Genomic DNA, 23,988 nt, shown 5'->3' with positions numbered 1-23,988 from the left:
ATCTGCCTTTTGGCAGCAACCGCGGGTATGGCATTCTTGCCTCAGGTATCCCGCGCGGACGAAAGCGGCATCTCGTTCTGGCTGCCCGGTTTATACGGCAGCCTCGCCGCAACGCCCGCCACGCCAGGCTGGTCGATCGCTGCGATCTACTATCATACGAGCGTGAACGCGTCCGGCGCAGCCGCAGCGTCGCGGGAATTCCAGGTCGGGCGCTTCTCTCCGACGGTCAACATCGATCTCAACCTGGCGCTCGGCGGCCAGGCCGATCTGATGTTCATCGCGCCGACCTACACGTTTGCGACGCCGGTCCTCGGCGGCCAGTTGTCGGCGACGCTTGCCAGCGTTTACGGCAGAAATTCCGCGAGCCTTGCCGGCACCTTGACGGCCGCGGCGGGGCCGATCGTAACCACGCGTAACGGGTTTCTCGAAGACGCGCTGGTCTCCTATGGCGACCTCTACCCGACGTTGAAGCTGAAGTGGAACAACGGCGTCCACAACACCATGGTCTATGCCGCGGGCGACATTCCGGTGGGCGACTACAACCCGAACCGGCTCGCGAATATCGGCATCGGTCATGGCGCCATCGATCTCGGCGGCGGCTACACTTATCTGAACCCAGCGACCGGTACGGAATTCTCCGGCGTTGCCGGCTTCACCTACAATTTCAAGAACCCCGATACGCAGTACCAGAGCGGCGTCGATTTCCATCTCGACTGGGGCGTGTCGCAGTTCCTGTCAAAGCAGGTGTTTGCCGGATTCGTCGGCTACGCCTATCAGCAGGTCACCGACGATTTCGGCCAGCCAGCTGTACTCGGTGGCTTCCGTTCGCGCGTCCTCGGTGTCGGTCCGCAGATCGGTTATATCTTTCCGATCGGGAGCAATCAGGCCTTTCTTGGCCTGAAGGGATACGGCGAGTTCGACGCTGCCAACCGACCTTCGGGTTGGAATACCTGGCTGACGTTTTCGATCTCGGAGGCGGTGCCCGCCAGCACGGTGACGCCAACCAAGCACCTGATGCGGAAGTAGAGGTCTGTCCGGCGACGTCTACTCCGCCATGATGACATCATGCCGGTGTTTTGCCCGACGTGTCAAATTTAATTCGTAAAATCCGCAGATTCCGCGCCGGCAGCCAAGCCATTGAGATCGCTGCACCCGGCTACTGTGCATGGGGTTGTTTTCGCGTTTCTTGCCTGCAGCGTGCCTGCCGCCAGCTTCGCAGCAGTGAACGCGCTGCTATCCCGCCTTGGCGGCGCGGGAATCCGACCGCAGGTTCTGGAAGAACTTCTCCACCTCGCGCGACAGCGTGTCCGCCGTCGCGGTCAGGCTGCTTGCCGCCGTCAGCACCGAGGATGCCGCCGTGTCGGTCTCGCCGATGGCGTCGCGCAGCGAGGTGATGTTCGCCACGAGCGTCTCGTTGCCCTGCGCGGCCGATTGCGCGTTGGAGGAGATCTCGCGGGTGGCGGCGTCCTGCTGGCCGACGGCGCCGGCGATCGCCGAGGTGACGTCGTTGATCTCGCGGACCGCGCCGCCGATCTCGCGCACGGCGTCGACCGCATTGCGGGTGGAGGCCTGGATCTGGCCGACGTTCTCGCCGATCTCGGCCGTCGCCTTGGCGGTCTGGCCGGCGAGCGCCTTCACTTCATGAGCGACGACGGCGAAGCCGCGGCCGGCATCGCCGGCGCGCGCAGCCTCGATCGTGGCGTTGAGCGCGAGCAGATTGGTTTGCTCGGCGATGGCCTGGATCAGGCCGAGCACGCCGTCGATGCGCTGCGTGGCCGCGGCAAGGCTCTCGATCTCGGCGATCGATTTCTCGGTGCGCTGGCCGGTCTGCTCGACCGCGCTTGCGCTCTGCCGCACCTGCCGGCCGATCTCAACCACCGACGCCGACAGCTCCTCGGCCGCGCCCGCCACCGCCGTGACGTTGTGGGAGGCCTGCTCGGTGGCGTTCGCCGCCGTGCCGGCGCGGCTGCTTGCGTCCGCGGTGACGCGCGTGATGGTCTGCGCGGTCTCGCGCATGGTCGAGGCGTTGTCGGCGAGGCCGCGCATGACCGCGCCGATCGCATCGCGAAACTGCTCGACGGATTGTTCGATGTGGCGGGCGCGCTCCTCGCGCGCGGCGGAGTCCTGCGAGACCTGCGAGGCGAGGTTGCGGTTGCGCCCCATCGCGTCCTGGAAGATCTGGATGGCGCGGGCCAGCGCGCCGATCTCGTCGGCGCGGTGGCTGTGCGGCACCACGACGTTCTCGGCGCCGTCGGCGACCTGCTTGATGGTCGCGGTGATGGCCGAGAGGGGGCGGGCGATCGAGCGGGCGATGATGACGATGCCGATCACGACGAGGACGAGCGCCACGCCGGCGAGGCATGTCAGGACGAAGGACAGAATGCGATTGGTCTCGGTCTCATGCGCGATTTGCCTCGCGCGCTCGGTATAGACCTTGGACAGCGCCTCGAGATCCTTGTTCAGTGCCGAGCGGACGGCGCGATTGGCGTCGTTGTCGCCCCATTCGCGGCCCGCGGCCGCGTTGATCTCGACGCCGCGGCGTACCAGCTCCTTGCGGAACTCGACGAACTGCTCGATGCGCTTCTTGAAGGTGGCGAACTGCTCGGCATCGTCGGCCTTGACGATGGTCTCCCAGCGCTTCACGACGCCGAGGATCTGTGCGTTGAACTTGAGCAGGCCGTCGCCGAATTTCTTCACGACGGCGGGCTCGGTCGACATGTAGACGCCGCGCGATTCCATCACGACCGCGTAGACCAGCGAGTTGACCCGCTCGACGTTCAGCGCGGCGGCGTTCGCCGTCTCGATCGCGCTGGTCAGTTCGGCGCCGCGACGGCTGTTGTAATTGGACAGCATCGCGATCGCCGCCGTCAGCAGCGCGAACAGCGCGAAGATCGCGTAGAGCTTGGTCGCAAGCGTGAAGCGGCCCGACAGGCCGGCGGCATTCCCAGATTGGTCGGTTGTCATGGTTTTCAGGAGTCCGAATGGCCGGGAGCGGCCGGAAAGCGCGGTCTTGTAAAAATCTATGCAAAACTATGCAGAAGGAAGATGGACACAGCGTTAACGGGCCGGTCCGCGGCGCCTGCTGCGGGCCGAAGGAAAGCCGTGCTATCTCAGCTATTTGGAGCAGTGCTATCGGTTTCCAGCGGCTCGCCAGCGAGGGACGGGCGGGATGCCCCAAACATCGGCGTGCACCGGGGCCGCCAAGCGCGTATTCCCTGATGCCGGGATCGCCTTCAAGATGGCCTTCAAGATCGCCCTGGACTCGGCCTCTGGCCGACGAGACCCGGAGAGACCCTTGCTCTACCGCCACACCATCGACGCCACGACCTACGCATTCCCGGATCTGCGCGACCTGCTCGCTAAGGCGACGCCGCCGCGCTCCGGCGACCGGCTGGCCGGGATCGCCGCCGCCAGCGCCGAGCAGATGATCGCGGCGCGGATGGCGCTCGCCGACGTCCCGCTGGGGCAGTTCTTGCAGGAGGCCGTCATCCCCTACGAGGCCGACGAGGTCACCCGTCTCGTCATCGACAGCCACGACACAAGAGCCTTCGCACCGGTGGCCTCGCTGACCGTCGGCGCCTTCCGCGACTGGTTGCTGTCGGATGCCGCGACGCCCGACGTCCTGCGCAAGCTGGCAGGCGGCATCACGCCGGAGATGGCGGCCGCGGTCTCGAAGCTGATGCGCAACCAGGACCTGATCCTGGCCGCGCGAAAATGCGAGGTCGCCACCGCTTTTCGCAACAGCATCGGCCTGAAGGGCCGGATGAGCACGCGGCTCCAGCCCAACCACCCCTTCGACGACGCGAGGGGCATCACCGCCTCCATCCTCGACGGCATCCTGCTCGGCGCCGGCGACGCCTGCATCGGCATCAACCCGGCCAGCGACGATCCGGCTGTGATCGGGCAATTGCTGCGCCTGCTCGACGAGATCATCGCGCGGCTGAAGATCCCGACACAGGCGTGCGTGCTGACCCATGTCACCACGACGCTGTCGCTGATCGGGCAGGGCGTGCCGGTCGACCTCGTCTTCCAGTCGGTCGCGGGCACCGAAGCCGCCAACCGCAGCTTCGGCATCGACCTCGCGCTGCTGAGGGAGGCGCAGGAGGCCGGCCTGTCGCAGAAGCGCGGCACGGTCGGCGAGAACGTGATGTATTTCGAGACCGGGCAGGGCTCGGCGCTGTCCGCCAACGCCCATCACGGCGTCGACCAGCAGACCTGCGAGGCCCGCGCCTATGCGGTCGCCCGCGCCTTTGCGCCATTGCTGGTCAACAGCGTGGTCGGCTTCATCGGCCCGGAATATCTCTACGACGGCAAGGAAATCATCCGTGCCGGGCTGGAGGACCACTTTTGCGGCAAGCTGCTCGGCCTGCCGCTCGGGATCGACATCTGCTATACCAACCATGCCGAGGCGGACCAGGACGACATGGACAACCTCCTGACGCTGCTCGCCGCCGCCGGCGTCACCTTCATCATGGGCGTCCCCGGCGCCGATGACGTCATGCTGAACTACCAGTCGACGTCTTTTCACGACGCGCTCTATGTCCGTGACGTCTTCGGTCTGCGCCGCGCGCCGGAATTCGACGACTGGCTGGCGCAGTCGGGCATTGTGGGCGCTGACTTCCGTCTTGCCGCCGATGCAGGCCTGCTGCCCGATTTTGCCTCCCGGCTGATTGCCTGACGGGCTGCAGGCGCTCAGCCTCGGTAGAAGTCAAGGAAACCATTGGCCCCCTTCGTGAATTAGAATGATGCCACAATGTTGAGAAATTTCGGCGGCAGCGTTACGCTATATGTCCGGCTATTCCGCACCATATACCGAACGTGGCTGGGGGAGCTTTGATGCGAGCTGAATGCAACGGTACGTCCCGGCGGATCCTCTGCGTGTTTCCGCGTTACACGTCTTCGTTCGGTACATTCGAACATTCCTATCCGCTGACCGATGGCGTCCGGGCCTTCATGCCTCCGCAGGGGCTTTTGCTGCTCGCGGCCTATCTGCCCAGGGAATGGCAGGTCAAATTCGTCGACGAGAACCTTCGCCGCACGACGAGGGAAGAGTTCGAATGGGCCGAGGCGGTCTTCGTCAGCGGCATGCATATCCAGCGCCAGCAGATGAACGACATCTGCCGCCGTGCCCATGAACTCGACCTTCCGGTCGCGCTCGGCGGTCCCTCGGTCAGCGCCTGCCCGGACTATTATCCGTCGTTCGACTATCTCCATGTCGGCGAACTCGGCGACGCCACCCATCAGCTGTTCGAGATCCTGTCGCGCGACACATCGCGTCCGGAACAGCAGGTCATCCTCACGACCAAAGACCGCGTGCCGATGACGGAGTTTCCGATCCCGGCCTACGAACTCGCCGACGTGAAGAAATACTTCCTCGGCAGCATCCAGTATTCCAGCGGCTGCCCTTACCAGTGTGAGTTCTGCGACATCCCCGGCCTCTACGGCCGTAATCCGCGCATCAAGTCGCCGGAGCAGATCATCGCCGAGCTCGACCGCCTGCGCGAATGCGGCATGACCGACACGGTCTATTTCGTCGACGACAATTTCATCGGCAACCGCAAGGCGGCGATGGACCTGTTGCCGCACCTGATCGAATGGCAGAAAAAGACCGGCTACGTGGTCCGGCTCGCCTGCGAGGCGACGCTCAACATCGCCAAGCGGCCCGAAATCCTCGAGAAGATGCGCGAGGCCTATTTCATCACCATCTTCTGCGGCATCGAGACGCCCGATCCCGACGCGCTGAAGGCGATGCACAAGGACCACAACATGATGGTCCCGATCCTCGAAGGTGTGCGTACCATCAACTCCTACGGCATGGAGGTCGTGTCCGGCATCATCATGGGGCTCGACACCGACAAGCCGAAGACATCCGATGCGCTGCTCGCCTTCGTCGACGAATCCCAGATACCGCTGCTCACTATCAATCTGCTCCAGGCGCTGCCGAAGACGCCGCTATGGGACCGGCTGGAGCGCGAGGGCCGCCTGATCGAGGACGACGGCCGCGATTCCAACGTCGACTTCCTGTTGCCCTATGACGATGTCGTTGCGTCCTGGAAGCATTGCATGGGCGCCGCCTACGAGCCCGAGAAGGTATTTGCCCGCTTCCAGTACCAATGCGACCACACCTATCCCCACCGCCTCAAGATGCCGGTGCCGGACGAGATGAAGACCTGGGCCAATATCAGGCGCGGCCTCGTCATGCTGCGCAACATCTTCTGGAAGGTCGGCGTGCTCGGCGACTATAAGCGCGTGTTCTGGAAGTTCGCGCTGGGCCGCATCAAGCGCGGCGATCTCGAAGGGCTGATCGGCTGTACCCTGATCGCGCACCATCTCATCACCTTTGCGCGCGCGGCTTCGACCGGCCAGCAGAACGCCTCGAACTATTCGATCCGGCTGCGCGAGGCTTCCGTTCCCGCCGAATGATGCGACATGTCTGATCCGGCCGTCCCGCGCCGCCCGACCCTCGATCTGCGGTCGCTCACGCCCGCGCGCGTCGCGCTCGGGCGTAGCGGCGCGAGCGTGCCGACGCGCGCGCTGCTCGATTTCACGCTGGACCAGGCCCGCGCCCGCGATGCCGTGCATGCCGTCTTCGACGCGCCGCGACTGGCCGCCGATCTCCGCGAGCTTGGCCTCGTCGTCACCGAGGTCAGGAGCCAGGCAGTCGACCGCAGGGACTATCTGCGCCGGCCGGATCTCGGACGACAGCTCGATGGTGGTTCGGCCGAACTGCTGGCACGCAGTGCCGTGGCGCCGTGCCAGCTTGCGGTCGTGATCGGCGACGGCCTGTCGGCGGCCGCGGTCCACGCCCATACGGCGGCGCTGGTGACGCGCCTGCTGACGTTGCTCGCAGCCGACGACGGTGTCGCGATCGGCCACGTCGTCGTCGCCTCAGGCGCGCGCGTCGCGCTCGGCGACGAGATCGGCGCCATTCTCGGTGCGCGCATGGTCGTGATGCTGGTCGGCGAGCGGCCGGGCCTATCGGCACCCGACAGTCTCGGTGCCTATCTGACCTTCGCGCCGAAGCCGGGCCGCACCGATGCCGAGCGCAATTGCGTGTCGAACATCCACAAGGCCGGCTTGAGCCATGACGAGGCCGCCTTCAAGATCGCCTGGCTGGTCCGTGAGGGTCTGGCGCGAGAGGCAACCGGCGTGGCGCTGAAGGACGAGAGCGCGGACCGTGCACCGCGTCGAATTGGCACGGCTCTGCCCGAATGACGGGCATTCCGGCAAAATCGCCGCATCTTGATCGGTTTGGCCACCTTCCGCCTGCTTGCGAAAAGGGTGATTGACCTGCTAAACCCCTCGCGGCGATTTTCCACACATTTTCAAAGGACAAGCCTCCCATTGGTATGGCGTTTTCAAGCCGTTCGCGGGGCGCAATAAGCTCACAGACCGAGCCGATTTAGGAACTGGACAAGGCATGCTCGAAAAGCACAGCGAGAGTGAGGTTCATGTCGACAAGGTCGAGCAGGGACCTGCGTCTTCCATCGCCTTCGGGCTGGAGCGCATCGGGCTGATCGCCGTCCGGGCGCCGATTGTGTCCTGCATCGTCCTGCTCGTGCTGATCGTCGGCGCCGTGTTCGGCATCCACCGGATCAAGATCGACGATTCGCTGTCGCAGCTGTTCCGCTCGAACACGCCGGAATTTCGCCAGTATGAAGCGGTGACCAAGAAGTTCCCGGCCGAGGAATTCGACGTTCTCGTCGTGGTCGAGGGCAAGAATCTGCTGGCGAGGAACAACCTCGAGAAGCTGCGCGACTTCGTCACCGACATGCAGCTCGTCGAAGGCACGCGCGGCCTGGTCTCGCTGTTCTCGGCGCGTCAGGCGCCGGCGCCGGGCAAGCTGCCGGCGGCACTGTTCCCGCCCGATCTGCCCGAAGGCGCCGCCTACGACAAGTTCATCGAGACCGTCAAAAACAACGAGATCATCCGCGGCAAGCTGCTGTCGGAGGACGGCACGCTCGCGCTGATCGTGCTCTCGCTCGATCCGGAGGTCGTCGCGTCCAGCAAGCTGACCAAGACCGTCGGCGACATCCGCGCCCTGATGAAGGAAGACCTCGGCGATACCGGACTCAACGTGCAGCTCTCCGGCGTGCCGGTGATGCAGCTCGAGATCCGCAACGCGGTGGAGCGCGACGGGCTCACCTACAACATCCTCGGCATTCTCGCCGGCTGTGTCATCGCCATCATCTTCTTCAGAAAGATCTCGTTCATGGTGGCGGCGGCGTTCCCGCCGATGATCGCGATCCTGCTGGCGCTCGGCGCGCTCGGCTGGGCCAATTTCAATCTCAACATGTTCCTGAACGTGATGACGCCGCTCATCATGGTCATCAGCTTCTCGGACTCGATGCAGCTCACCTTCGCCGCGCGTGACCGGCTGATCGCAGGCCAGGACAAGTTCACCGCATTCAAGAACGCGGTGCTGGTGGTGGGACCGGCCTGCGTGCTGACGCACGGCACCGCCGGCATTTCCTTCATCGCGCTCCAGTTCTCCGACTCCGACCTGATCCGAAAGTTCGGCGAGGCTGGTCTCGCCGCCACCATCATCGCGCTGGTCGCGGTGCTGTCGCTGGTGCCGGTGTTCGGCGTGCTGCTGGTGCGCAACGAGAAGGTCTTTGCGACCAAGTTCCAGAGCGCGGATGCCGGCGTCCAGGCGCTGCGCAATTTCTGCTATTGGATCGCGGTGCGCATGGTGGGCCGTCCCGGCCTGTTCAGCCTGATCGCGGTGGTGTTCGTCGCCGGCCTCGGCGTCATCTACGCCAATCTGGAGCCGCGCTACCGGCTCGCAGACCAGGTGCCGGACAAGCGCCAGGCGGTCGCCGCCAGCGACCGGCTCGATGCCAAGCTCACCGGCGCCAATCCGGTCAACGTGCTGGTCGAGTTCCCCAAGGGTGAGACGCTCTATTCGCCGGAGACGCTGCAGACGATTGCGGACGTGCACGCGACCGTGGAGAAGGCGGCCGGTGTCGGCAACGTCTGGTCGCTTGAGACTCTGCGCCGCTGGCTCGCGGAAAAGGCCGGCGGCGCCGACGTCGCGACGCTTAAAGAGTATGTCAGCGTCATTCCCGAGCATCTGGTGCGGCGCTTCATCGATGCCGAGCAGGATGCGGTCGTGGTCGCAGGCCGCGTGCCGGACAAGGATTCCAGTCAGCTGCTGCCGATCGTCGACAAGCTCGATTCCGAGCTTGACGCCGTCCGCAAGAAGCATCCCGGCTACGAGATCGCCGTGACGGGCCTTGCCGCAATCGCCGCGCGCAATTCGGCCGGCATGATCGAGAAGCTCAATCGCGGGCTGACCGTCGAGTTCGCGCTGGTCGCGATCTTCATCGGCCTGGCCTTCCGCTCCTGGGTCGTGATGTTCGCCTGCATCCTGCCGGGCATTTTCCCCGTGGTGATGTCGGGAACGGTGCTGTGGGCGATGGGCGAGGGACTGCAATTCGCCAGCGTTGTCGCGCTGACCGTCTCGTTCGGCCTGGGCTTGAGCGCCACCATCCACTTCCTCAATCGCCTCAGGCTGGAGAGCAAGCCGGGCGTCGGCTCGGCGCTTGCGGTGGAGCGCGCGACCGTTCTGGTCGGCCCGGCGTTGATCCTGACCACGCTGGTGCTGGCCTGCGGCCTCGTCGTCACCGTGTTCTCCGACCTGCCGTCACTGCGGCTGTTCGGCTGGCTCAGCGCCTTCTCGATGGTGATGGCTCTCGTCGCCGACCTCTTCATCCTGCGGCCGACGGCGATGTGGCTGATCAATCTGCACGCCAGGCTGCAGGGTACCGACAAGCCGGCGATCTGAGCAGCGCGGCTTGATCCGCGTGGAGCATGGACCCGACGCAGGCGTTTGCCGGTAGATCCAATCAGCAAAAAGCCCCCGGCTCGCGAGAACCGGGGGCTGTGTTGCTTTCGATCGAGGAGGGAATCAGCTCTTCGTCATCGTGATGTTGACGCCGCGGATCTCGCCCTTCGAGGAGATCTGCACGGTCTGCTTGGTGCCATTGGTGCGCAGCGACAAATTGGCGGCAAAGCCGTTGGCCTCGACGAACACTTCGATCTGGCCGCCGCCGGCGGTGCCTTGCAAATTGCCGAAGATGTTGCGGCTGGCCTCGCTCCAGTTGCCGGAAATGCGCTCGCCCTGGCTCGTCACGTCGCTGGTGAGGTCGAACTTGTAGCTGTCGGACGCGCAGTGCAGGGCCTGCTTGAGGCTGAGACCGCTGCCGGCGACCTTGTAGTCCGCCTTGCAGCGGATGCGCTCGGTGGAGCCGTCGGACAGCGACACGGTGCCGGTGCCGGTCCACGCGCCGTCGAAACCTGCAAACGGTCCGGACGACTGAGCCTGACTTGCCGAAACTGAGAACAGCAGCATAGCCCCGATGCCGGCCGCCTTGATTGCCAGTTCAGATCGCCCAAAGAATTTCATCTCAAATATCCCGTTTTGGAACGACGTCCGCTGATCATCAAGAACGTCTCGCCACATCGAAGGTTTAGTGCTTCGAGCCCCTGTCAGGTTCAAAGCGTGAGTGCCAGAGATGGCGGTTCACAGCCCCTCGCGCCATGTTCCGGGCTCGCGATTTGCCGTGTTTCGATATGTTTCTGGCGGGAAAAGCGGGCTTCAGCGATGCAGCGCTGCAACAGGTGGGCAGCAAAACGCGGCCTGTCTAAATTATGGCGTAGTATCAAGCTCTTACATCTGCCAATGAAGGCCCAGGGAAGACCTGATTTGGTGGGTGCGGCGCCAATTTGGCCGCATTTTCCAGTGCTTGTGCCTTCTCCGAGGCCGCACGTTCCGCGGCGACTTGCCATCAGACCAATCCGTTCCCGTCTGCCCTGTGTTGTCCGGGATCGGTGCGATTCTGCCGTCAGAATGAAGGAATACAATGCGTAAGCTTCTCGTCGCTCTCACCCTGCTGTCGGCATCCCTCTCCACGGCTGCGTTCGCCCAGCAAGGCCGCGGCACGGATTCCGAGCAGAAGGCCTGCACGCGCGACGTGCAGAAGTTCTGCCGTCCGGTCATCGATCAGGGCGATTTCACGATCCTGGCCTGCCTCAAGGAGAACCGGGCCAAGATCTCCCAGGCCTGCGACCAGGTCCTGAAGAACCACAGCCAGTAAGCTCGGCCACTGGCCCACAAGGGCGGCCCCCCGGGCCGCCTTTTCGGGTCCGATCCGCGAAGGGCAGCCATCGAGAGACAGGATTGGTTTTGCGGCCGTATTCCCCTATATGGGGGCCGCGGCGGCATGAGCCCGCGCGAGCGAAAAGCCCTTCCTGTCCAAACGATTGTAGACCAGCCCTCGATGACCTCTGCGAGCGAATTGCGATCCGGCAAGGGTGACCGCGACGAGAATTTTCCCGTTGCGTCCTGGATCATCCATCCGCGTCATCGCGCCCTGATCCTGGCGTACTACAATTTCGTCCGCACCGCCGACGACATTGCCGATCACGCCACGCTGCCGGGCGACGAGAAGCTCGCTTATCTCGATCTGCTGGAGGCGGAACTGCTCGGCACCGGCGACACCCAGGCCGAAGCCGTCAGCTTGCGGCGCGCGCTGGCCGAGCGCGGCATGGCGCCGCGACACGCGCTCGACGTCCTGGTCGCCTTCCGCATGGACGTGACCAAGCTGCGCTACGAGAATTGGGACGAGGTCATCCACTATTGCCGTTACTCGGCGATGCCGGTCGGCCGCTTCATGCTCGACGTCCATGGCGAGAGCACCTCGACCTGGGCCGCATCGGACGCGCTCTGCGCGGGCCTGCAGATCAACAATCACCTCCAGGATTGCGGCAAGGATTTTCGCGAGCTCAATCGCGTCTACCTGCCGCGCGACGCGCTGGCCGCGAGCGGCGCATCGGTCGAGCAGCTCGGGCTCGCGCAGTCGCCGCCGGCGATGCTGGCCTGCCTGCAGGGGCTCGCAATCCGCAACGAGGCGCTGCTGGGCGAGGGCAGGTCGCTGGCTGCGGAGATCAGGGATTTCCGGCTCGGCCTCGACGTCTCGGTGATCCAGGCCTACGCCGACCGTATCGTGCGCCTGTTGAAGGTGCGCGATCCCCTGCGCGAGCGCGTGCACCTGAACAAGTTCGAGCTTCTCACCTTCAGCGTCGCCGGCATGATCGGCGAAGTCGGCCGCCGCGCGATCGGACGCAAGGCCATTTCCAGACCGGGGACTGCACATGACGCTTGAGGCGGCCGCGCCCGGCGCCAGTTATGGCTCGACCGCATCCGGCAGCTCGTTCTACGCCGCGATGCGCATCCTGCCGCGCGACCAGCGCGAAGCGATGTTCCAGATCTACAGCTTCTGCCGTCAGGTCGACGACATCGCCGATTCCGATGGCCCGCGCGACGAGCGGCTCGCCGCACTTCAGCAATGGCGCAACGACATCGACGCGCTCTACCAGGGCCATCCGCCGCCGCGGCTGAAGGACTACGTCGCCTCCGTCAAGACCTTCGGGCTGAAGCGCGAGGATTTCCTCGCCATCGTCGACGGCATGGAGATGGACGTGCCGCAGGACATCCGCGCGCCCGACATGGCGACGCTGGATCTGTATTGCGATCGCGTCGCCAGCGCCGTGGGGCGGTTGTCGGTGCGGGTGTTCGGGCTGCCGGAAGAGGATGGCATCCAGCTCGCCCATCATCTCGGCCGCGCGCTCCAGCTCACCAACATCCTGCGCGACATCGACGAGGACGCCGGCCTCGGCCGGCTCTATCTGCCGCGCGAGGCGCTGCTGCATGCCGGCATCACCTCCGACGATCCGAACCGCGTGATCGCCGAGCGCGCGCTGCCGAAGGTCTGCCTGCCGCTGGCGCAGCGCGCGAAGGCGCATTTCGAGACGTCGGACGAGATCATGAACCGCAACAGGCGCCGCGCCGTGCGCGCGCCGCGGATCATGTCGAAATACTATCATTCGATTCTGGACCTCCTGATCGCGCGCGGGTTCAACGCGCCGCGCGAGCCGGTGCGTGTGTCGAAGATCACACGCATCCTGATCCTGCTCCGCTACGCTTTCATCTGATGCAAAACACAGCTCACATCATCGGCGCTGGAATTTCCGGCCTCTCTGCCGCCGTGCGGCTCGCCAATGCCGGGTTCAAGGTCGCCGTGCACGAGGCGACGCACCAGGCCGGCGGCCGCTGCCGCTCCTATTTCGACGGCGCCACCAATCTCACCATCGACAACGGCAATCATCTGCTGCTGTCCGGCAACAGCCATGCGCGCGCCTATGCGCGCTCGATCGGCACCGAGGCCGGCCTCGTCGGCCCCGATCGCGCGCAGTTTCCCTTCGTCGACATCACGACCGGGCAGCGCTGGCAGATCGATCTCGGCGATGGCCGGCTGCCGACCTGGGTGCTCGACGAGAGCCGTCGCGTTCCCGACACCGGGCTCACCGATTATCTCAAGCTGGCGCCGCTGATCTGGGCCTCGGAGCAGACGCTGGTTGGCAAGTCCATTCCCTGCGAAGGCGTCCTCTACCAGCGTCTGGTGCAGCCGCTGCTGCTGGCTGCGCTCAACGTCGATCCGCCCGAGGGCTCGGCCGGGCTCGCTGGCGCGATCGTGCGCGAGACGCTGCTTGCAGGCGGACAGGCGTGCCGTCCACTGATCGCGCGCGACGGCCTCAGCGCCGTGCTGATCGAGCCGGCCGTCAAATTCCTGACCGAGCGCGGCCACACCGTTCAGCTCGGCCATGAGCTGCGCTCGTTTACGGCCGCGGACGGCAAGGCCGGCGCGCTGAATTTCGGCGGCGAGGACGTGATCCAGCTCGCCGACGGCGACGTCGTCGTGATGGCGGTGCCGCCGCGCGCCGCCTCCAGCCTGCTGCCGGGTCTGAAGACGCCGACTGAATTCCGCGCCATCGTGAATGCGCATTTCCGCACTGAACCGCCGCCGGGCTCGGCGCCGATCCTGGGCGTGATCGGCGGCGTCGTGGAATGGCTGTTCGCGTTTCCGAACCGGCTCTCCGTCACCATCAGCAACGGCGACCGTCTGGTCGACATGCCGCGCGAGGAACTCGCGCAGGCGATCTGGAACGACGTCTGCAAGGCCGGCGGCGTGTCCGGCGATCTGCCACCGTGGCAGATCGTGCGCGAGCGCCGGGCCACTTTCGCCGCCACGCCGGCGCAGAATGCGCTGCGTCCGGGGCCGGTCACCGCGCTGAAAAACCTGTTTCTCGCCGGCGACTGGACTGCTACGGGATTGCCGGCAACCATCGAGGGATCGGTCCGGTCCGGTGATCGCGCCGCCGATCTGGTTCTGGCCGCCAAAGGATCCTGAAGAGCGGCCCTGACGGGCAAATGTCCCGGTCAATTTCAATCGACTATCGGAGCAATCGAGCGAGATGGATTCCGTGAACGCAACCAGCCGCGAAGCCCAAGAACCCGGGATCCTGGAATCAAGGACCTTGGAATCGAGCATTGCGTCGGCCACGGAAGGCGTCATCGGCTTCCAGCAACCGGACGGCCATTGGGTGTTCGAGCTCGAGGCCGACTGCACGATTCCGGCCGAATACATCCTGCTGCGCCATTACCTCGCCGAGCCCGTCGATACCGCGCTCGAAGCCAAGATCGGCAACTATCTGCGCCGCATCCAGGGCGCCCATGGCGGCTGGCCGCTGGTGCATGACGGCGAGTTCGACATGAGCGCCAGCGTGAAGGCCTATTTCGCGCTGAAGATGATCGGCGATTCCGTCGACGCGCCGCACATGGTGCGCGCGCGCGAGGCGATGCACGCACGCGGCGGCGCCATCAACAGCAATGTCTTCACGCGCTTCATGCTGGCGATGTTCGGCGTGGTGACCTGGCGCGCGGTACCGGTGCTGCCGATCGAGATCGTTCTGCTGCCGTTCTGGTCGCCGTTCCACCTCAATAAGATCTCCTACTGGGCGCGCACCACCATGGTGCCGCTGATGGTTCTCGCTGCGCTCAAGCCGCGCGCGAAGAATCCGAAGAGCGTCGGCATCGACGAATTGTTCCTGCAGGATCCGCGTTCGATCGGCATGACCGCCAAGGCGCCGCACCAGAGCATGGCCTGGTTCGTGCTGTTTCGCGCGCTCGACGGCATCCTGCGCGTGGTCGAGCCGATGTTTCCGAAGAGCCTGCGCAAGCGCGCGATCGACGCGGCACTCGCCTTCACCGAGGAGCGCCTCAACGGCGAGGACGGCATGGGCGCGATCTATCCGCCCATGGCCAACATCGTCATGATGTACGACGCGCTCGGCAAGGACGAGAATTTTCCGCCCCGCGCGGTCACGCGCCGGGGCATCGACAAGCTGCTCGTGATCAAGGACGACGAAGCCTATTGCCAGCCCTGCGTCTCGCCGGTGTGGGACACGACGCTGACCGCCCACGCGCTGCTCGAGGCCGGCGGCGACAAGGCGGTGCCGGCGGCCAGGCAGGGCCTCGACTGGCTGATCCCGAAGCAGGAGCTCGAGGTGAAGGGCGACTGGGCGGTGAAGCGGCCCGACGTGCGCCCGGGCGGCTGGGCCTTCCAGTACAACAATGCCCATTACCCCGACCTCGACGACACCGCCGTGGTGGTGATGTCGATGGACCGGATGCGCCGGGAGCACGGCGTGACCGGCTATGACGCCGCGATCGACCGCGGCCGGGAGTGGATCGAGGGGATGCAGAGCGACGACGGCGGCTGGGCCGCCTTCGACGTGAACAACCTCGAATATTACCTGAACAACATCCCGTTTTCCGACCATGGCGCGCTGCTCGACCCGCCGACCGAGGACGTCACCGCCCGCTGCATCTCGATGCTGGCCCAGCTCGGCGAGACCGCCAGGACCAGCAAGCACGTCGCCGAGGGCGTTGCCTACCTCCGCAAGACCCAGCACCCGGAAGGGTCCTGGTACGGCCGCTGGGGCATGAACTTCATCTATGGAACCTGGTCGGTGCTCTGCGCCCTGAACATGGCCGGCGTCAGCCACGACGACCCGATGATGCGCAAGGCCGCCGCCTGGCTGGCCTCGATCCAGAACAAGGACGGGGGCTGGGGCGAGGACGCCGTCAGCTATCGCCTGGACTACCGGGGATGGGAAGCCGCCCCCTCGACCGCCTCGCAAACGGCATGGGCCTTGCTTGCCCTGATGGCTGCAGGCGAGGTTGATCACCCGGCCGTCGCCCGCGGGGTGGAGTACCTGATTGCAACACAGAACGAAAAAGGACTGTGGGACGAGCAGCGGTACACCGCCACGGGCTTTCCCCGTGTATTCTATCTACGTTATCATGGTTACCCAAAGTTCTTCCCGCTGTGGGCGTTGGCGCGGTATCGGAACTTGCGGAACACCAACAGCAGGGTGGTAGGGGTCGGAATGTGACTTTGGGGATGGGGGACTATCTTACCGCGGGCAATGCCATTGATCCGCGACCGATACTCATTGTGACCGGTCTGGTTCAGGAGGCCCGCATCGCGGCCGGGCCCGGAATGGCGGTCATCTGCTCGTCCAGCAGCCCGACCCAGTTGCGGGCGCTGCTGACCGTGGTGGACCCCGAGACGATTCGCGGCGTGATCTCGTTCGGCGTGGCCGGCGGGCTCGACCCGACCTTGCGCTCCGGCGACGTCGTGCTGGCGACCGAGGTGCTTTCAGGCGACACCCGCTGGGCCGCCGGCCTGTCGCTCGGCGACGATTTGATCGACCGCCTGACGTCGGGACGTCGCCGCGTGGTGCGCGGCAGCCTTGCCGGCGCCGAGGAAGTGGTCACCGGGCGCTCCTGCAAGGCGGCGCTGCATTCGGAGACGGGAGCGGCCGCCGTCGACATGGAAAGCCACATCGCGGCCGCGTACGCCGCCGAGGCCGGGCTGCCCTTTGCCGCGGTCCGCGTCATCAGCGATCCCGCCCACCGCGCGCTGCCCGCGCTCGCCCGCGCCGCCATCAAGCCGAACGGCCAGATCGACCTTGCCGCCGTGCTGCGCGGCATCGTCCGCAATCCGGCCGCGCTGCATGGACTGGTCTCGACCGGCATCGACTTCAACCGCGCGCTGCGCTCGCTGCGCGGCTGCCGCGACTTCCTGATCGGGACGGAGCTCGTGGGCAGCGAGGCGCTGGTGTCCGAGACGGCCTGAGCGGTTTCCTCGAGCTGACAAAAGAAAAGGCCCGGTCGCGATGGTGACCGGGCCTTTTCTTTTCGACCGGTAGAGCTTGGATGGAGCGGACCGCAATCCGGGTTCATCACCCAGCACGGTCACTGCAATTACCGTTGGCTCACTTAAGGGGGCGGTCCAGCACTGTCACCGTAATTCTGTCACCGTAATTCACCAGCGGTATTTGTCCCTTAGGATGAGGACGATCCGTGCCGAAGAAGACTCGTTCAAGACAGTGTCATGCGGAGGTCCGATCACGAAAGACAGCTACAGGATATGTGGAGATGCGAGAGGAAATTGGCTGAAAACGAGGCCGATATCCACGCAAGTGAAATGGTGCGAGGGAAAGGACACTCGTTTGACGAAGGAGAGCGTTACTCGTTTTTCAAAGCCATTATGGAACGCGATGCGGCAACATTTGGCTTTCATTTTGACAAGGCCAGATCGCGAAGCGATCGTCCGGTATTTTCGAAGGCAGTCGCAGGCGACTGGAGTCTTTAGTGAGTCAGGCGCGACGCGATACGACACGGCGCGGTCACAGCGGTTTCGGCCGTCGTCGGAGGTGAGCACACGCGAGCTCCCGGCGATCAGGTCAAACCGTCCGCGGACGGAGAAGTCGTGTGGTCCCGACGCCCGGGGTTCTGGCGTCAAACTTCGCGGTGATGCGGCGGCCGACCGGCACGCGCATCGATCAGCGAATTAGTGGACTTGCACAATTGCGAGCGCAGCGAAGCAATCCAGAATCTTTCCGCGGAAGGATTTTGGATTGCTTCGTCGCAAGAGCTCCTCGCAATGACGACGTGGAGAGAGCGAGCAACACACTCGCGCCTCGTACCCCGGACGCAGCGCAGCGCTTCTTCAGCGGTGCGCTGCAGAGCCGGGGCCCATTTATCGACACGGCGCGTGGCTGCTGGGTCCCGGCTCTGCGCAGCAACGCAAAGAGCGCTGCAGAGCGTCCGGGACACGGGCCGCTCCTCTGGCGGCACAACGGCGCAAAGAAAAGGCCCGGTCGCGATCGCGGCCGGGCCTTCGTCGTGAGAGTTGATTGCGTCCGATTACGCGGCGGTCGAAGCCTTCCGCGCGGCCTTCTCCTGCGCGGCGTCGGCCTCGTCCTTGCGGATCTCCGACAGGCGCTTCTGCACTTCGGCCGAGAAGATGTACTGCGCCGGACGCTGCTTGCTCATGTCGATCTCCGGCGCCATCGGGCCGGTGGTCCTGATGCCGCGCAGCGACACCCACATCGCCTTGATCGGGTTGTTGAGGGCTGCGGTCGCCGCGGTCGGCTCGTAGCCGCAATGGGCCATGCAGTCGGCGCACTTCTCGTACTTGCCGGTGCCGTAGGTTTCCCAGTCGGTGGTGTCCATCAGCTCCTTGAAGGTTTTTGCGTAGCCTTCACCGAGCAGGTAGCAGGGCTTCTGCCAACCAAAAATGTTGCGCGCGGGCATGCCCCACGGCGTGCACTCGTATTCCTGGTTGCCGGCGAGGAAGTCGAGGAACAGGCCGGAATGCATGAAGTTCCACTTCTTGCCCTTGCCCATCGCAAAGACGTCGCGGAACAGCTTCTTGGTCTTGGTGCGGTTGAGAAAGTGCTCCTGGTCCGGCGCGCGCTCATAGGCGTAGCCGGGCGACATCGAGACGCCGACGCCGAGCTCGACGGTGAGGTCCAAGAACTTCGCGATCTCCTCGGCCGGATGGCCGTCGAAGATGGTGGCGTTGACGTTGACGGTGAAGCCGCGCGCCTTGGCCGCCTTGATCGCGGAGACCGCGCGGTCGAACACGCCCTTCTGCGACACGGCCTTGTCGTGATGCTCCTTCAGGCCGTCCAGATGCACCGAGAAGAACAGGTAGGGCGAGGGCTCGAACAGGTCGAGCTTCTTCTCGAGCAGCAGCGCGTTGGTGCAGAGCGAGACGAACTTCTTGCGCGCGACGAGGCCGCGCACGATCTCGCCGATCTCCTTGTGGATCAGTGGCTCGCCGCCGGGAATCGCCACCATCGGCGCGCCGCATTCGTCGGCGGCGTCCCAGCACTCCTGCGCCGTCATGCGGCGGTTCAGGATCGCATCGGGATAGTCGATCTTGCCGCAGCCGACGCAGGCGAGGTTGCAGCGGAACAGCGGCTCCAGCATCAGCACGAGCGGATAGCGTTTGCGGCCAAGCAGTTTCTGCTTGAGCAAATAGCCGCCGATACGCATTTCCTTGAAGAAGGGGATAGCCATTACGAGTTTCTTTCTGGGCTTGGAATTGGGGTGGGTCAGCTCGCAGCCAATTGGGCCGGAAGCCGGAATTCGATGTTTTCCTCGCGGCCCGGCAGCACCTGGACCTTGACCGGTCCGATCCGCCGCATCGCTTCGATCACGTCATCCACGAGTACCTCGGGCGCCGAGGCGCCGGCCGTGACGCCGACGGTCCTGGCATCTTTCAACCACTCCGGATTGAGCTTGCTGCCGTCGGCAATCAAATAACTCGCGACACCGGCTTCAGTGCCGATTTCGCGGAGCCGGTTCGAGTTCGAGCTGTTGGCAGCGCCCACCACCAAGATCACGTCGACCAGCTTGCTCAAGTCCCTTACCGCAGATTGGCGGTTCTGTGTCGCATAGCAGATATCCCGGATATCCGGGCCTTGAATATCTGTAAAGCGGGCCTGGAGGGCCGCAATGATGTCCCTTGTGTCGTCGACCGACAGGGTGGTCTGGGTAATGTAGGCCACTGGCGTATCCGCCTGCAGCGTCAAGGCGTTAACCTCTTCGACGCTCTGGACCAGCAGCACGGAGGCGGGAACCTGGCCCATCGTGCCCTCGACCTCGGGGTGGCCGGCATGGCCGATCAGGATCAGGGTACGGCCCTTGGTGATGTAGCGCTTCCCCTGATTGTGAACTTTCGTGACCAGGGGACAGGTGGCATTGAGCACCGGAAGGTCGCGCGCGGCGGCCTCTTCCTCGACGCTGCGGGCGACACCATGGGCGCTGAACACGGTCACCGCCTTCGGCGGAACCTCGGACAGCTCCTCGACGAAGATCGCGCCCTTGTTCTTCAGGCTCTCGACGACGTACTTGTTGTGCACGATCTCATGGCGCACGTAGACGGGCGGGCCGTACTTCTCCAGCGCCCGTTCCACGATCTCGATCGCACGCACCACGCCCGCGCAGAAACCGCGCGGTTGCGCCAGATAAACTTCCATTGGACGCCCATCACGCAAGTTGCACCAATCCGCTTCTCAAGTCCCCGGCGGCACCCCGATACTGACCAATGAGTTGCAATATCCGCACCATCGGCTTCTCGCACGCGGTAACTGCCCACCCCTGTCGGGGCTCCGGTGCATGGAGGCGCAATACTTTGTGTCAAAAAATCGGCAGCAAGGAAAGACCGAATGAACTTTGGTTCCCTGCTGGATCAATTTATCGGTATCATAGTAGAGGGCATCTCCGTGAGCAAATGGGCGTCATTTGTGCCCACTCCTTCGTCACGTTCCCGCCTCAACTGACCGGCTATACCGACCGACCCGCATGATTTTGCCGCAGTCTGTCGCTGTTTACCTCGAACCTCCTTGCGGCGAGAACCACTCAAAACAGCAATAGGTTTCGCCCGGGAACTCCGATAAACAGCGGGCGTTTCCGGCAAGCCGTTAACCGCAGAAAGAAAAGAAGTGCTGCAAAGCGTAGTCGTTGCCGTCGTCAGGGCCTGCACCCGGTTTGCCTCCCTCGTCGTCATTCTCGGGCTCCTGCTGGCGGTGGGGGCGGGCTACTACACGTCCCAGCACTTCGCCATCAATACCGACATCAATTCGCTGATTGCCCAGAATCTGGACTGGCGCCAGCGCGACCAGCAGTTCGATCGCGCCTTCGACCGCGATGCGACGATTACGGCGGTCGTCGAGGCCAAGACGCCGGAGATGGCGACCGCGGCTTCGGACGCGCTCTTTGCCAAGCTGAAGGACGACAAGACCAACTTCCAGTCGATGCAGCAACTCGGCACCGGCGAGTTTTTCGAGAAGAACGGCCTGTTGTTCCTGCCGACCGAGGAAGTCAGCAAGATCACCGGCCAGTTCCAATCCGCAGCGCCCCTCATCGAGATCATGGCGGGCGATCCCTCGATCCGCGGCCTGACCGGTGCCCTTGAAACGGGACTCGCCGGCGTCAAGCGCGGCCAGGTCAAGCTCGACAATACCGAGCGACCCTTCAACCTGATCGCGCAGACGGTCGAGACCGTGCTCAACAAGGGCAATGCGAGCTTCTCCTGGCGCGAGCTCGTCAGCGACGAGCCGCTGACGGATTCGGACAAGCGTGCCTTCATCGAATTCAAACCGGTCCTCGACTACAACGCGCTGGAGCCCGGCAAGGGCGCCACCGACGCGATCCGCAAGGCCGCGATCGATCTCGATTTTCCGACCAAATACCAGGCGCGGGTGCGGCTGACCGGTCCGGTCCCGATCGCCAACGAGGAATACGCCACCGTGCAGGAAGGCGCCGTCGTCAACGGCATCGGCACGGTTCTCGTCGTGCTCCTGATCCTGTGGCTGGCGCTGCATTCGGCGAAGATCATCTTCGCGGTGTTTATCAATCTCTTCGTGGGCCTTGCCTTGACGACCGCAGCCGGCCTGATGATGGTCGGCTCGCTCAATCTCTTGTCGATCGCATTCGCGGTGCTGTTCGTCGGCCTCGGCGTCGACTTCGGCATCCAGTACAGCGTCCGCTACCGTTCGGAGCGCTACAAGCACAACGATCTCTCGGGCGCGCTGGTGCTGGCGGCCAAGCGCTCGGCGATCCCGTTGTCGCTGGCGGCGATGGCGACCGCGGCCGGCTTCCTCTGCTTCATCCCGACCGACTACAAGGGTATTGCCGAACTCGGCCAGATCGCGGGCGTCGGCATGCTGGTCGCCTTCGTCTCCTCGATCACCATCCTCCCGGCGCTGCTGAAGCTGTTGAATCCGCCCGGCGAGAAGGAGCCGGTCGGTTACGCCTTCCTGGCGCCGCTCGACTATTTTCTGGAAAAGCACCGCGTGCTGGTGGTGGGCGGCACGCTGCTGCTGGCGGTCGCCGGCCTGCCGCTGCTCTACTTCATGAAGTTCGACTTCAACCCGATGAACCTGCGCAACCCGAAGGCCGAATCGATCGCGACTTTCCTCGACCTGCGCAAGGATCCCAACACCGGCGCCAACGCTATCAACGTGATGACAACGTCCGAGGAGCAGGCGAGGCAGGTCGAGACGAAGCTGGAGAAGGTCCCCGAGGTGCTGCGGGTGATGTCGCTCAACAGCTTCGTGCCGGAGGACCAGCCGCCGAAGCTGAAGCTGCTTGCGCAGGGCGCCAAGGTGCTGAACCCCGCGCTCAATCCCGACCAGATCGACGCTGCGCCTTCGGACCAGGAAAACGTCGATGCGCTGAAATCCTCGGTCGACAATCTGCGCCGCACCGCGGGTGATGCGAAGGGCGCGGGTGCGGTCGCCTCGCGCCGGCTGGCGGACGCGCTCGAAAAGCTCGCCAATGGCGACGAGGCCACGCGCAACAAGGCGCAGGACGTGTTCATCACGCCGCTGAAGATCGCGTTCGACCAGCTCAGGAATGCGATGCAGGCCGACACGGTGACCCTGAAGTCATTGCCGCCCGACCTCGTCAACGCCTGGAAGAGCAAGGACGGCATCATCCGCGTCGAGGCGCTGCCCAAAGGCGATCCCAACGACAACGACACGCTGCGCAAATTTGCGGCGGCAGTGCTCGTTGCCGAGCCGACCGCGATCGGCGGGCCGGTCTCGATCCTGAAATCCGGCGACACCGTGGTGAGGGCGTTCATCCATGCCGGCATCTATGCCCTGCTGGTGATCGGCCTGTTGCTGTGGATCACGCTGCGCAGGTTCGTTGACGTGCTGATGACGCTGGTGCCGCTCCTGGTCGCCGGCGCGGTGACGCTCGAGATCTGCGTGCTGATCGGCCTGCCGCTCAACTTCGCCAATATCGTCGCGTTTCCGCTGCTGCTCGGCGTCGGCGTCGCCTTCAAGATCTATTATGTCGTGGCCTGGCGCTCGGGCAGGACAAACCTGCTCCAGACCAGCCTGACACGCGCGATCTTTTTCAGCGCGCTGACGACGGCGACCGCGTTCGGCAGTCTGTGGCTGTCGAGCCATCCTGGAACGTCCAGCATGGGCAAGCTGCTCGCTCTCTCGCTGGTGACGACGCTTGCCGCAGTGCTGCTGTTCCAGCCGGCCCTAATGGGCAAACCCCGCAATCTCAGGGAGTAGGCAGATGTCGCCGACCGGGTCGGGGGCACTCTTCTGACCGGGCTTGGCTGCGCCGGCGGCCTTCGGGGCTGCTGACGCAGGCGCCGCGGCCATGGCACCCGTCGTTGCCTGGGCTTTCGGCGCCGCGCCGGTGGACTTCGGCATACCCTTGGCCATGGCGTTGGCGGGGCTCAGGGGAATCGGCGGCCCGACCCGGGTCCAGGTCTCGCCGCCGCAGAGGAAGCCCATCACGCAGCCCTTGATCTCGAGCTGATCGGTCCCGGCCGGCGTGATGGTTGCGCTGTAGAGCTGGCCGTCCTTGGCGTTGTAGACCTGTCCTTCCCACTGATCGACGCCGGGCTTCTTCTTCATGTCGATCAAGGTCGGCATGCCCAGCGTCGGCCTGTTCTTTTTCGAGGCATCCGGGTTGTTCTCGTCGCGGCCGCCTGGCTGTTTCTCCCAGGAAACCGCGCCCCACATGCTGCCATTGCATTGGGCGACACGAATGTTGGCGACGCCGTCGGCGACCCGCCAGTCGCCGGTAGGATCGGCGGCGAGCGCCGGGGTCAGGCCGGTGAAACCGCCAACCAGTATTAGTCCGGTGTAAAGGGCTAAACGCATGATAGTTCCTTGGCAGTGCAACATGTCCTAAAGCTGTGCTTGCGAAGATGGTCCGAAAAAGGGCAAAAGGCCGCACAGACCGTTTTCAGCAAC

At 64.5% G+C, this 23,988-nt stretch carries 18 protein-coding genes; 13 read left to right on the top strand and 5 right to left on the bottom strand.

Annotated elements, in window-relative coordinates; all coding sequences use genetic code 11:
• The first annotated feature begins 27 nt into the window (after positions 1-27).
• A complete protein-coding gene (locus tag OC450_RS09900) occupies positions 28-1,026 on the top strand; it encodes a transporter (protein WP_249128942.1) in 999 nt (332 codons plus the stop codon).
• A 207-nt stretch (positions 1,027-1,233) separates the two neighbouring features.
• Here OC450_RS09900 and OC450_RS09895 read toward each other — a convergent pair whose 3' ends face one another.
• Positions 1,234-2,964: a methyl-accepting chemotaxis protein gene (locus OC450_RS09895; protein ID WP_211382842.1), complete on the bottom strand. Its 1,731-nt coding sequence runs from the start codon at positions 2,962-2,964 to the stop codon at positions 1,234-1,236.
• A gap of 331 nt (positions 2,965-3,295) precedes the next feature.
• On the opposite strand from OC450_RS09895, the gene OC450_RS09890 reads away from it, so the two are divergent.
• From OC450_RS09890 to OC450_RS09875, 4 genes are all read left to right on the top strand, one after another.
• Complete coding sequence (locus tag OC450_RS09890; protein WP_262047830.1) at positions 3,296-4,678, top strand: ethanolamine ammonia-lyase subunit EutB; 1,383 nt, start codon at positions 3,296-3,298, stop codon at positions 4,676-4,678.
• A 158-nt stretch (positions 4,679-4,836) separates the two neighbouring features.
• Positions 4,837-6,423, top strand: a complete 1,587-nt coding sequence (locus OC450_RS09885; protein WP_211382843.1) for a B12-binding domain-containing radical SAM protein — start codon at positions 4,837-4,839, stop codon at positions 6,421-6,423.
• A gap of 6 nt (positions 6,424-6,429) precedes the next feature.
• Complete coding sequence (gene eutC, locus OC450_RS09880) at positions 6,430-7,215, top strand: ethanolamine ammonia-lyase subunit EutC (RefSeq protein ID WP_262047776.1); 786 nt, start codon at positions 6,430-6,432, stop codon at positions 7,213-7,215.
• 205 nt (positions 7,216-7,420) lie between these two features.
• Positions 7,421-9,787, top strand: coding sequence for an efflux RND transporter permease subunit (locus tag OC450_RS09875; RefSeq protein ID WP_262047775.1), 2,367 nt, complete (start codon positions 7,421-7,423; stop codon positions 9,785-9,787).
• A 123-nt stretch (positions 9,788-9,910) separates the two neighbouring features.
• Here the strand turns inward: OC450_RS09875 and OC450_RS09870 are convergent, their stop codons facing one another.
• Positions 9,911-10,408, bottom strand: a complete 498-nt coding sequence (locus OC450_RS09870) for a hypothetical protein (protein ID WP_211382846.1) — start codon at positions 10,406-10,408, stop codon at positions 9,911-9,913.
• A 457-nt stretch (positions 10,409-10,865) separates the two neighbouring features.
• On the opposite strand from OC450_RS09870, the gene OC450_RS09865 reads away from it, so the two are divergent.
• The 7 genes from OC450_RS09865 to OC450_RS09835 all read left to right on the top strand — a co-directional run bounded on the left by OC450_RS09865 (position 10,866) and on the right by OC450_RS09835 (position 17,564).
• Entirely contained in the window at positions 10,866-11,099 is a 234-nt protein-coding gene (locus OC450_RS09865; RefSeq protein ID WP_211382847.1) for a hypothetical protein, read from the top strand.
• 183 nt (positions 11,100-11,282) lie between these two features.
• Positions 11,283-12,167: a squalene synthase HpnC gene (gene hpnC, locus OC450_RS09860; RefSeq protein WP_256806375.1), complete on the top strand. Its 885-nt coding sequence runs from the start codon at positions 11,283-11,285 to the stop codon at positions 12,165-12,167.
• Positions 12,157-12,996, top strand: coding sequence for a presqualene diphosphate synthase HpnD (hpnD, locus tag OC450_RS09855; RefSeq protein ID WP_256806374.1), 840 nt, complete (start codon positions 12,157-12,159; stop codon positions 12,994-12,996). Before hpnC ends, hpnD begins: the two co-directional genes overlap by 11 nt.
• On the top strand, positions 12,996-14,252 hold the full coding sequence (gene hpnE / locus OC450_RS09850) for a hydroxysqualene dehydroxylase HpnE (protein WP_211382850.1): 1,257 nt from the start codon (positions 12,996-12,998) through the stop codon (positions 14,250-14,252). The genes hpnD and hpnE overlap by 1 nt, the downstream gene beginning before the upstream one ends.
• A 64-nt stretch (positions 14,253-14,316) precedes the next feature.
• The gene (shc, locus tag OC450_RS09845; RefSeq protein WP_262047774.1) at positions 14,317-16,299 is read left to right on the top strand and encodes a squalene--hopene cyclase; all 1,983 of its coding nucleotides are present in this window, start codon (positions 14,317-14,319) and stop codon (positions 16,297-16,299) included.
• Complete coding sequence (locus OC450_RS09840; protein WP_262047773.1) at positions 16,296-17,045, top strand: phosphorylase; 750 nt, start codon at positions 16,296-16,298, stop codon at positions 17,043-17,045. Before shc ends, OC450_RS09840 begins: the two co-directional genes overlap by 4 nt.
• Before the next feature lie 315 nt (positions 17,046-17,360).
• The gene (locus tag OC450_RS09835) at positions 17,361-17,564 is read left to right on the top strand and encodes a hypothetical protein (protein ID WP_262047772.1); all 204 of its coding nucleotides are present in this window, start codon (positions 17,361-17,363) and stop codon (positions 17,562-17,564) included.
• A gap of 554 nt (positions 17,565-18,118) precedes the next feature.
• On the opposite strand, the gene hpnH is transcribed toward OC450_RS09835, so the two are convergent.
• Together hpnH and ispH are read right to left on the bottom strand one after the other, a co-directional pair.
• A complete protein-coding gene (hpnH, locus tag OC450_RS09830; RefSeq protein ID WP_211382854.1) occupies positions 18,119-19,279 on the bottom strand; it encodes an adenosyl-hopene transferase HpnH in 1,161 nt (386 codons plus the stop codon).
• A 35-nt stretch (positions 19,280-19,314) separates the two neighbouring features.
• Positions 19,315-20,241: a 4-hydroxy-3-methylbut-2-enyl diphosphate reductase gene (gene ispH, locus OC450_RS09825; protein ID WP_211382855.1), complete on the bottom strand. Its 927-nt coding sequence runs from the start codon at positions 20,239-20,241 to the stop codon at positions 19,315-19,317.
• 465 nt (positions 20,242-20,706) lie between these two features.
• Here ispH and OC450_RS09820 point away from each other — a divergent pair, with 465 nt between their 5' ends.
• A complete protein-coding gene (locus OC450_RS09820) occupies positions 20,707-23,295 on the top strand; it encodes an MMPL family transporter (RefSeq protein WP_211382856.1) in 2,589 nt (862 codons plus the stop codon).
• Here the strand turns inward: OC450_RS09820 and OC450_RS09815 are convergent.
• Positions 23,263-23,895, bottom strand: coding sequence for a DUF2147 domain-containing protein (locus OC450_RS09815; protein WP_256806373.1), 633 nt, complete (start codon positions 23,893-23,895; stop codon positions 23,263-23,265). The two genes, OC450_RS09820 and OC450_RS09815, sit on opposite strands and share 33 nt — an antisense overlap.
• Between the last annotated feature and the right edge of the window lie 93 nt (positions 23,896-23,988).

Origin of the sequence: Bradyrhizobium sp. Bra78, from assembly GCF_024519855.1 — a bacterium.
GTDB lineage: Bacteria > Pseudomonadota > Alphaproteobacteria > Rhizobiales > Xanthobacteraceae > Bradyrhizobium > Bradyrhizobium japonicum_G.
Note: the sequence above shows the minus strand (reverse complement) of the source record. Positions and strands in the feature narration are given on the sequence as shown.

Coding starts and splice junctions, on each gene's coding strand:
- OC450_RS09900 (WP_249128942.1), top strand. CDS start 28: ATGGCATTCTTGCCTCAGGTATCCCGCGCGGACGAAAGCGGCATCTCG.
- OC450_RS09895 (WP_211382842.1), bottom strand. CDS start 2,964: ATGACAACCGACCAATCTGGGAATGCCGCCGGCCTGTCGGGCCGCTTC.
- OC450_RS09885 (WP_211382843.1), top strand. CDS start 4,837: ATGCGAGCTGAATGCAACGGTACGTCCCGGCGGATCCTCTGCGTGTTT.
- eutC (WP_262047776.1), top strand. CDS start 6,430: ATGTCTGATCCGGCCGTCCCGCGCCGCCCGACCCTCGATCTGCGGTCG.
- OC450_RS09875 (WP_262047775.1), top strand. CDS start 7,421: ATGCTCGAAAAGCACAGCGAGAGTGAGGTTCATGTCGACAAGGTCGAG.
- OC450_RS09870 (WP_211382846.1), bottom strand. CDS start 10,408: ATGAAATTCTTTGGGCGATCTGAACTGGCAATCAAGGCGGCCGGCATC.
- OC450_RS09865 (WP_211382847.1), top strand. CDS start 10,866: ATGCGTAAGCTTCTCGTCGCTCTCACCCTGCTGTCGGCATCCCTCTCC.
- hpnC (WP_256806375.1), top strand. CDS start 11,283: ATGACCTCTGCGAGCGAATTGCGATCCGGCAAGGGTGACCGCGACGAG.
- hpnD (WP_256806374.1), top strand. CDS start 12,157: ATGACGCTTGAGGCGGCCGCGCCCGGCGCCAGTTATGGCTCGACCGCA.
- hpnE (WP_211382850.1), top strand. CDS start 12,996: ATGCAAAACACAGCTCACATCATCGGCGCTGGAATTTCCGGCCTCTCT.
- shc (WP_262047774.1), top strand. CDS start 14,317: ATGGATTCCGTGAACGCAACCAGCCGCGAAGCCCAAGAACCCGGGATC.
- hpnH (WP_211382854.1), bottom strand. CDS start 19,279: ATGGCTATCCCCTTCTTCAAGGAAATGCGTATCGGCGGCTATTTGCTC.
- ispH (WP_211382855.1), bottom strand. CDS start 20,241: ATGGAAGTTTATCTGGCGCAACCGCGCGGTTTCTGCGCGGGCGTGGTG.
- OC450_RS09815 (WP_256806373.1), bottom strand. CDS start 23,895: ATGCGTTTAGCCCTTTACACCGGACTAATACTGGTTGGCGGTTTCACC.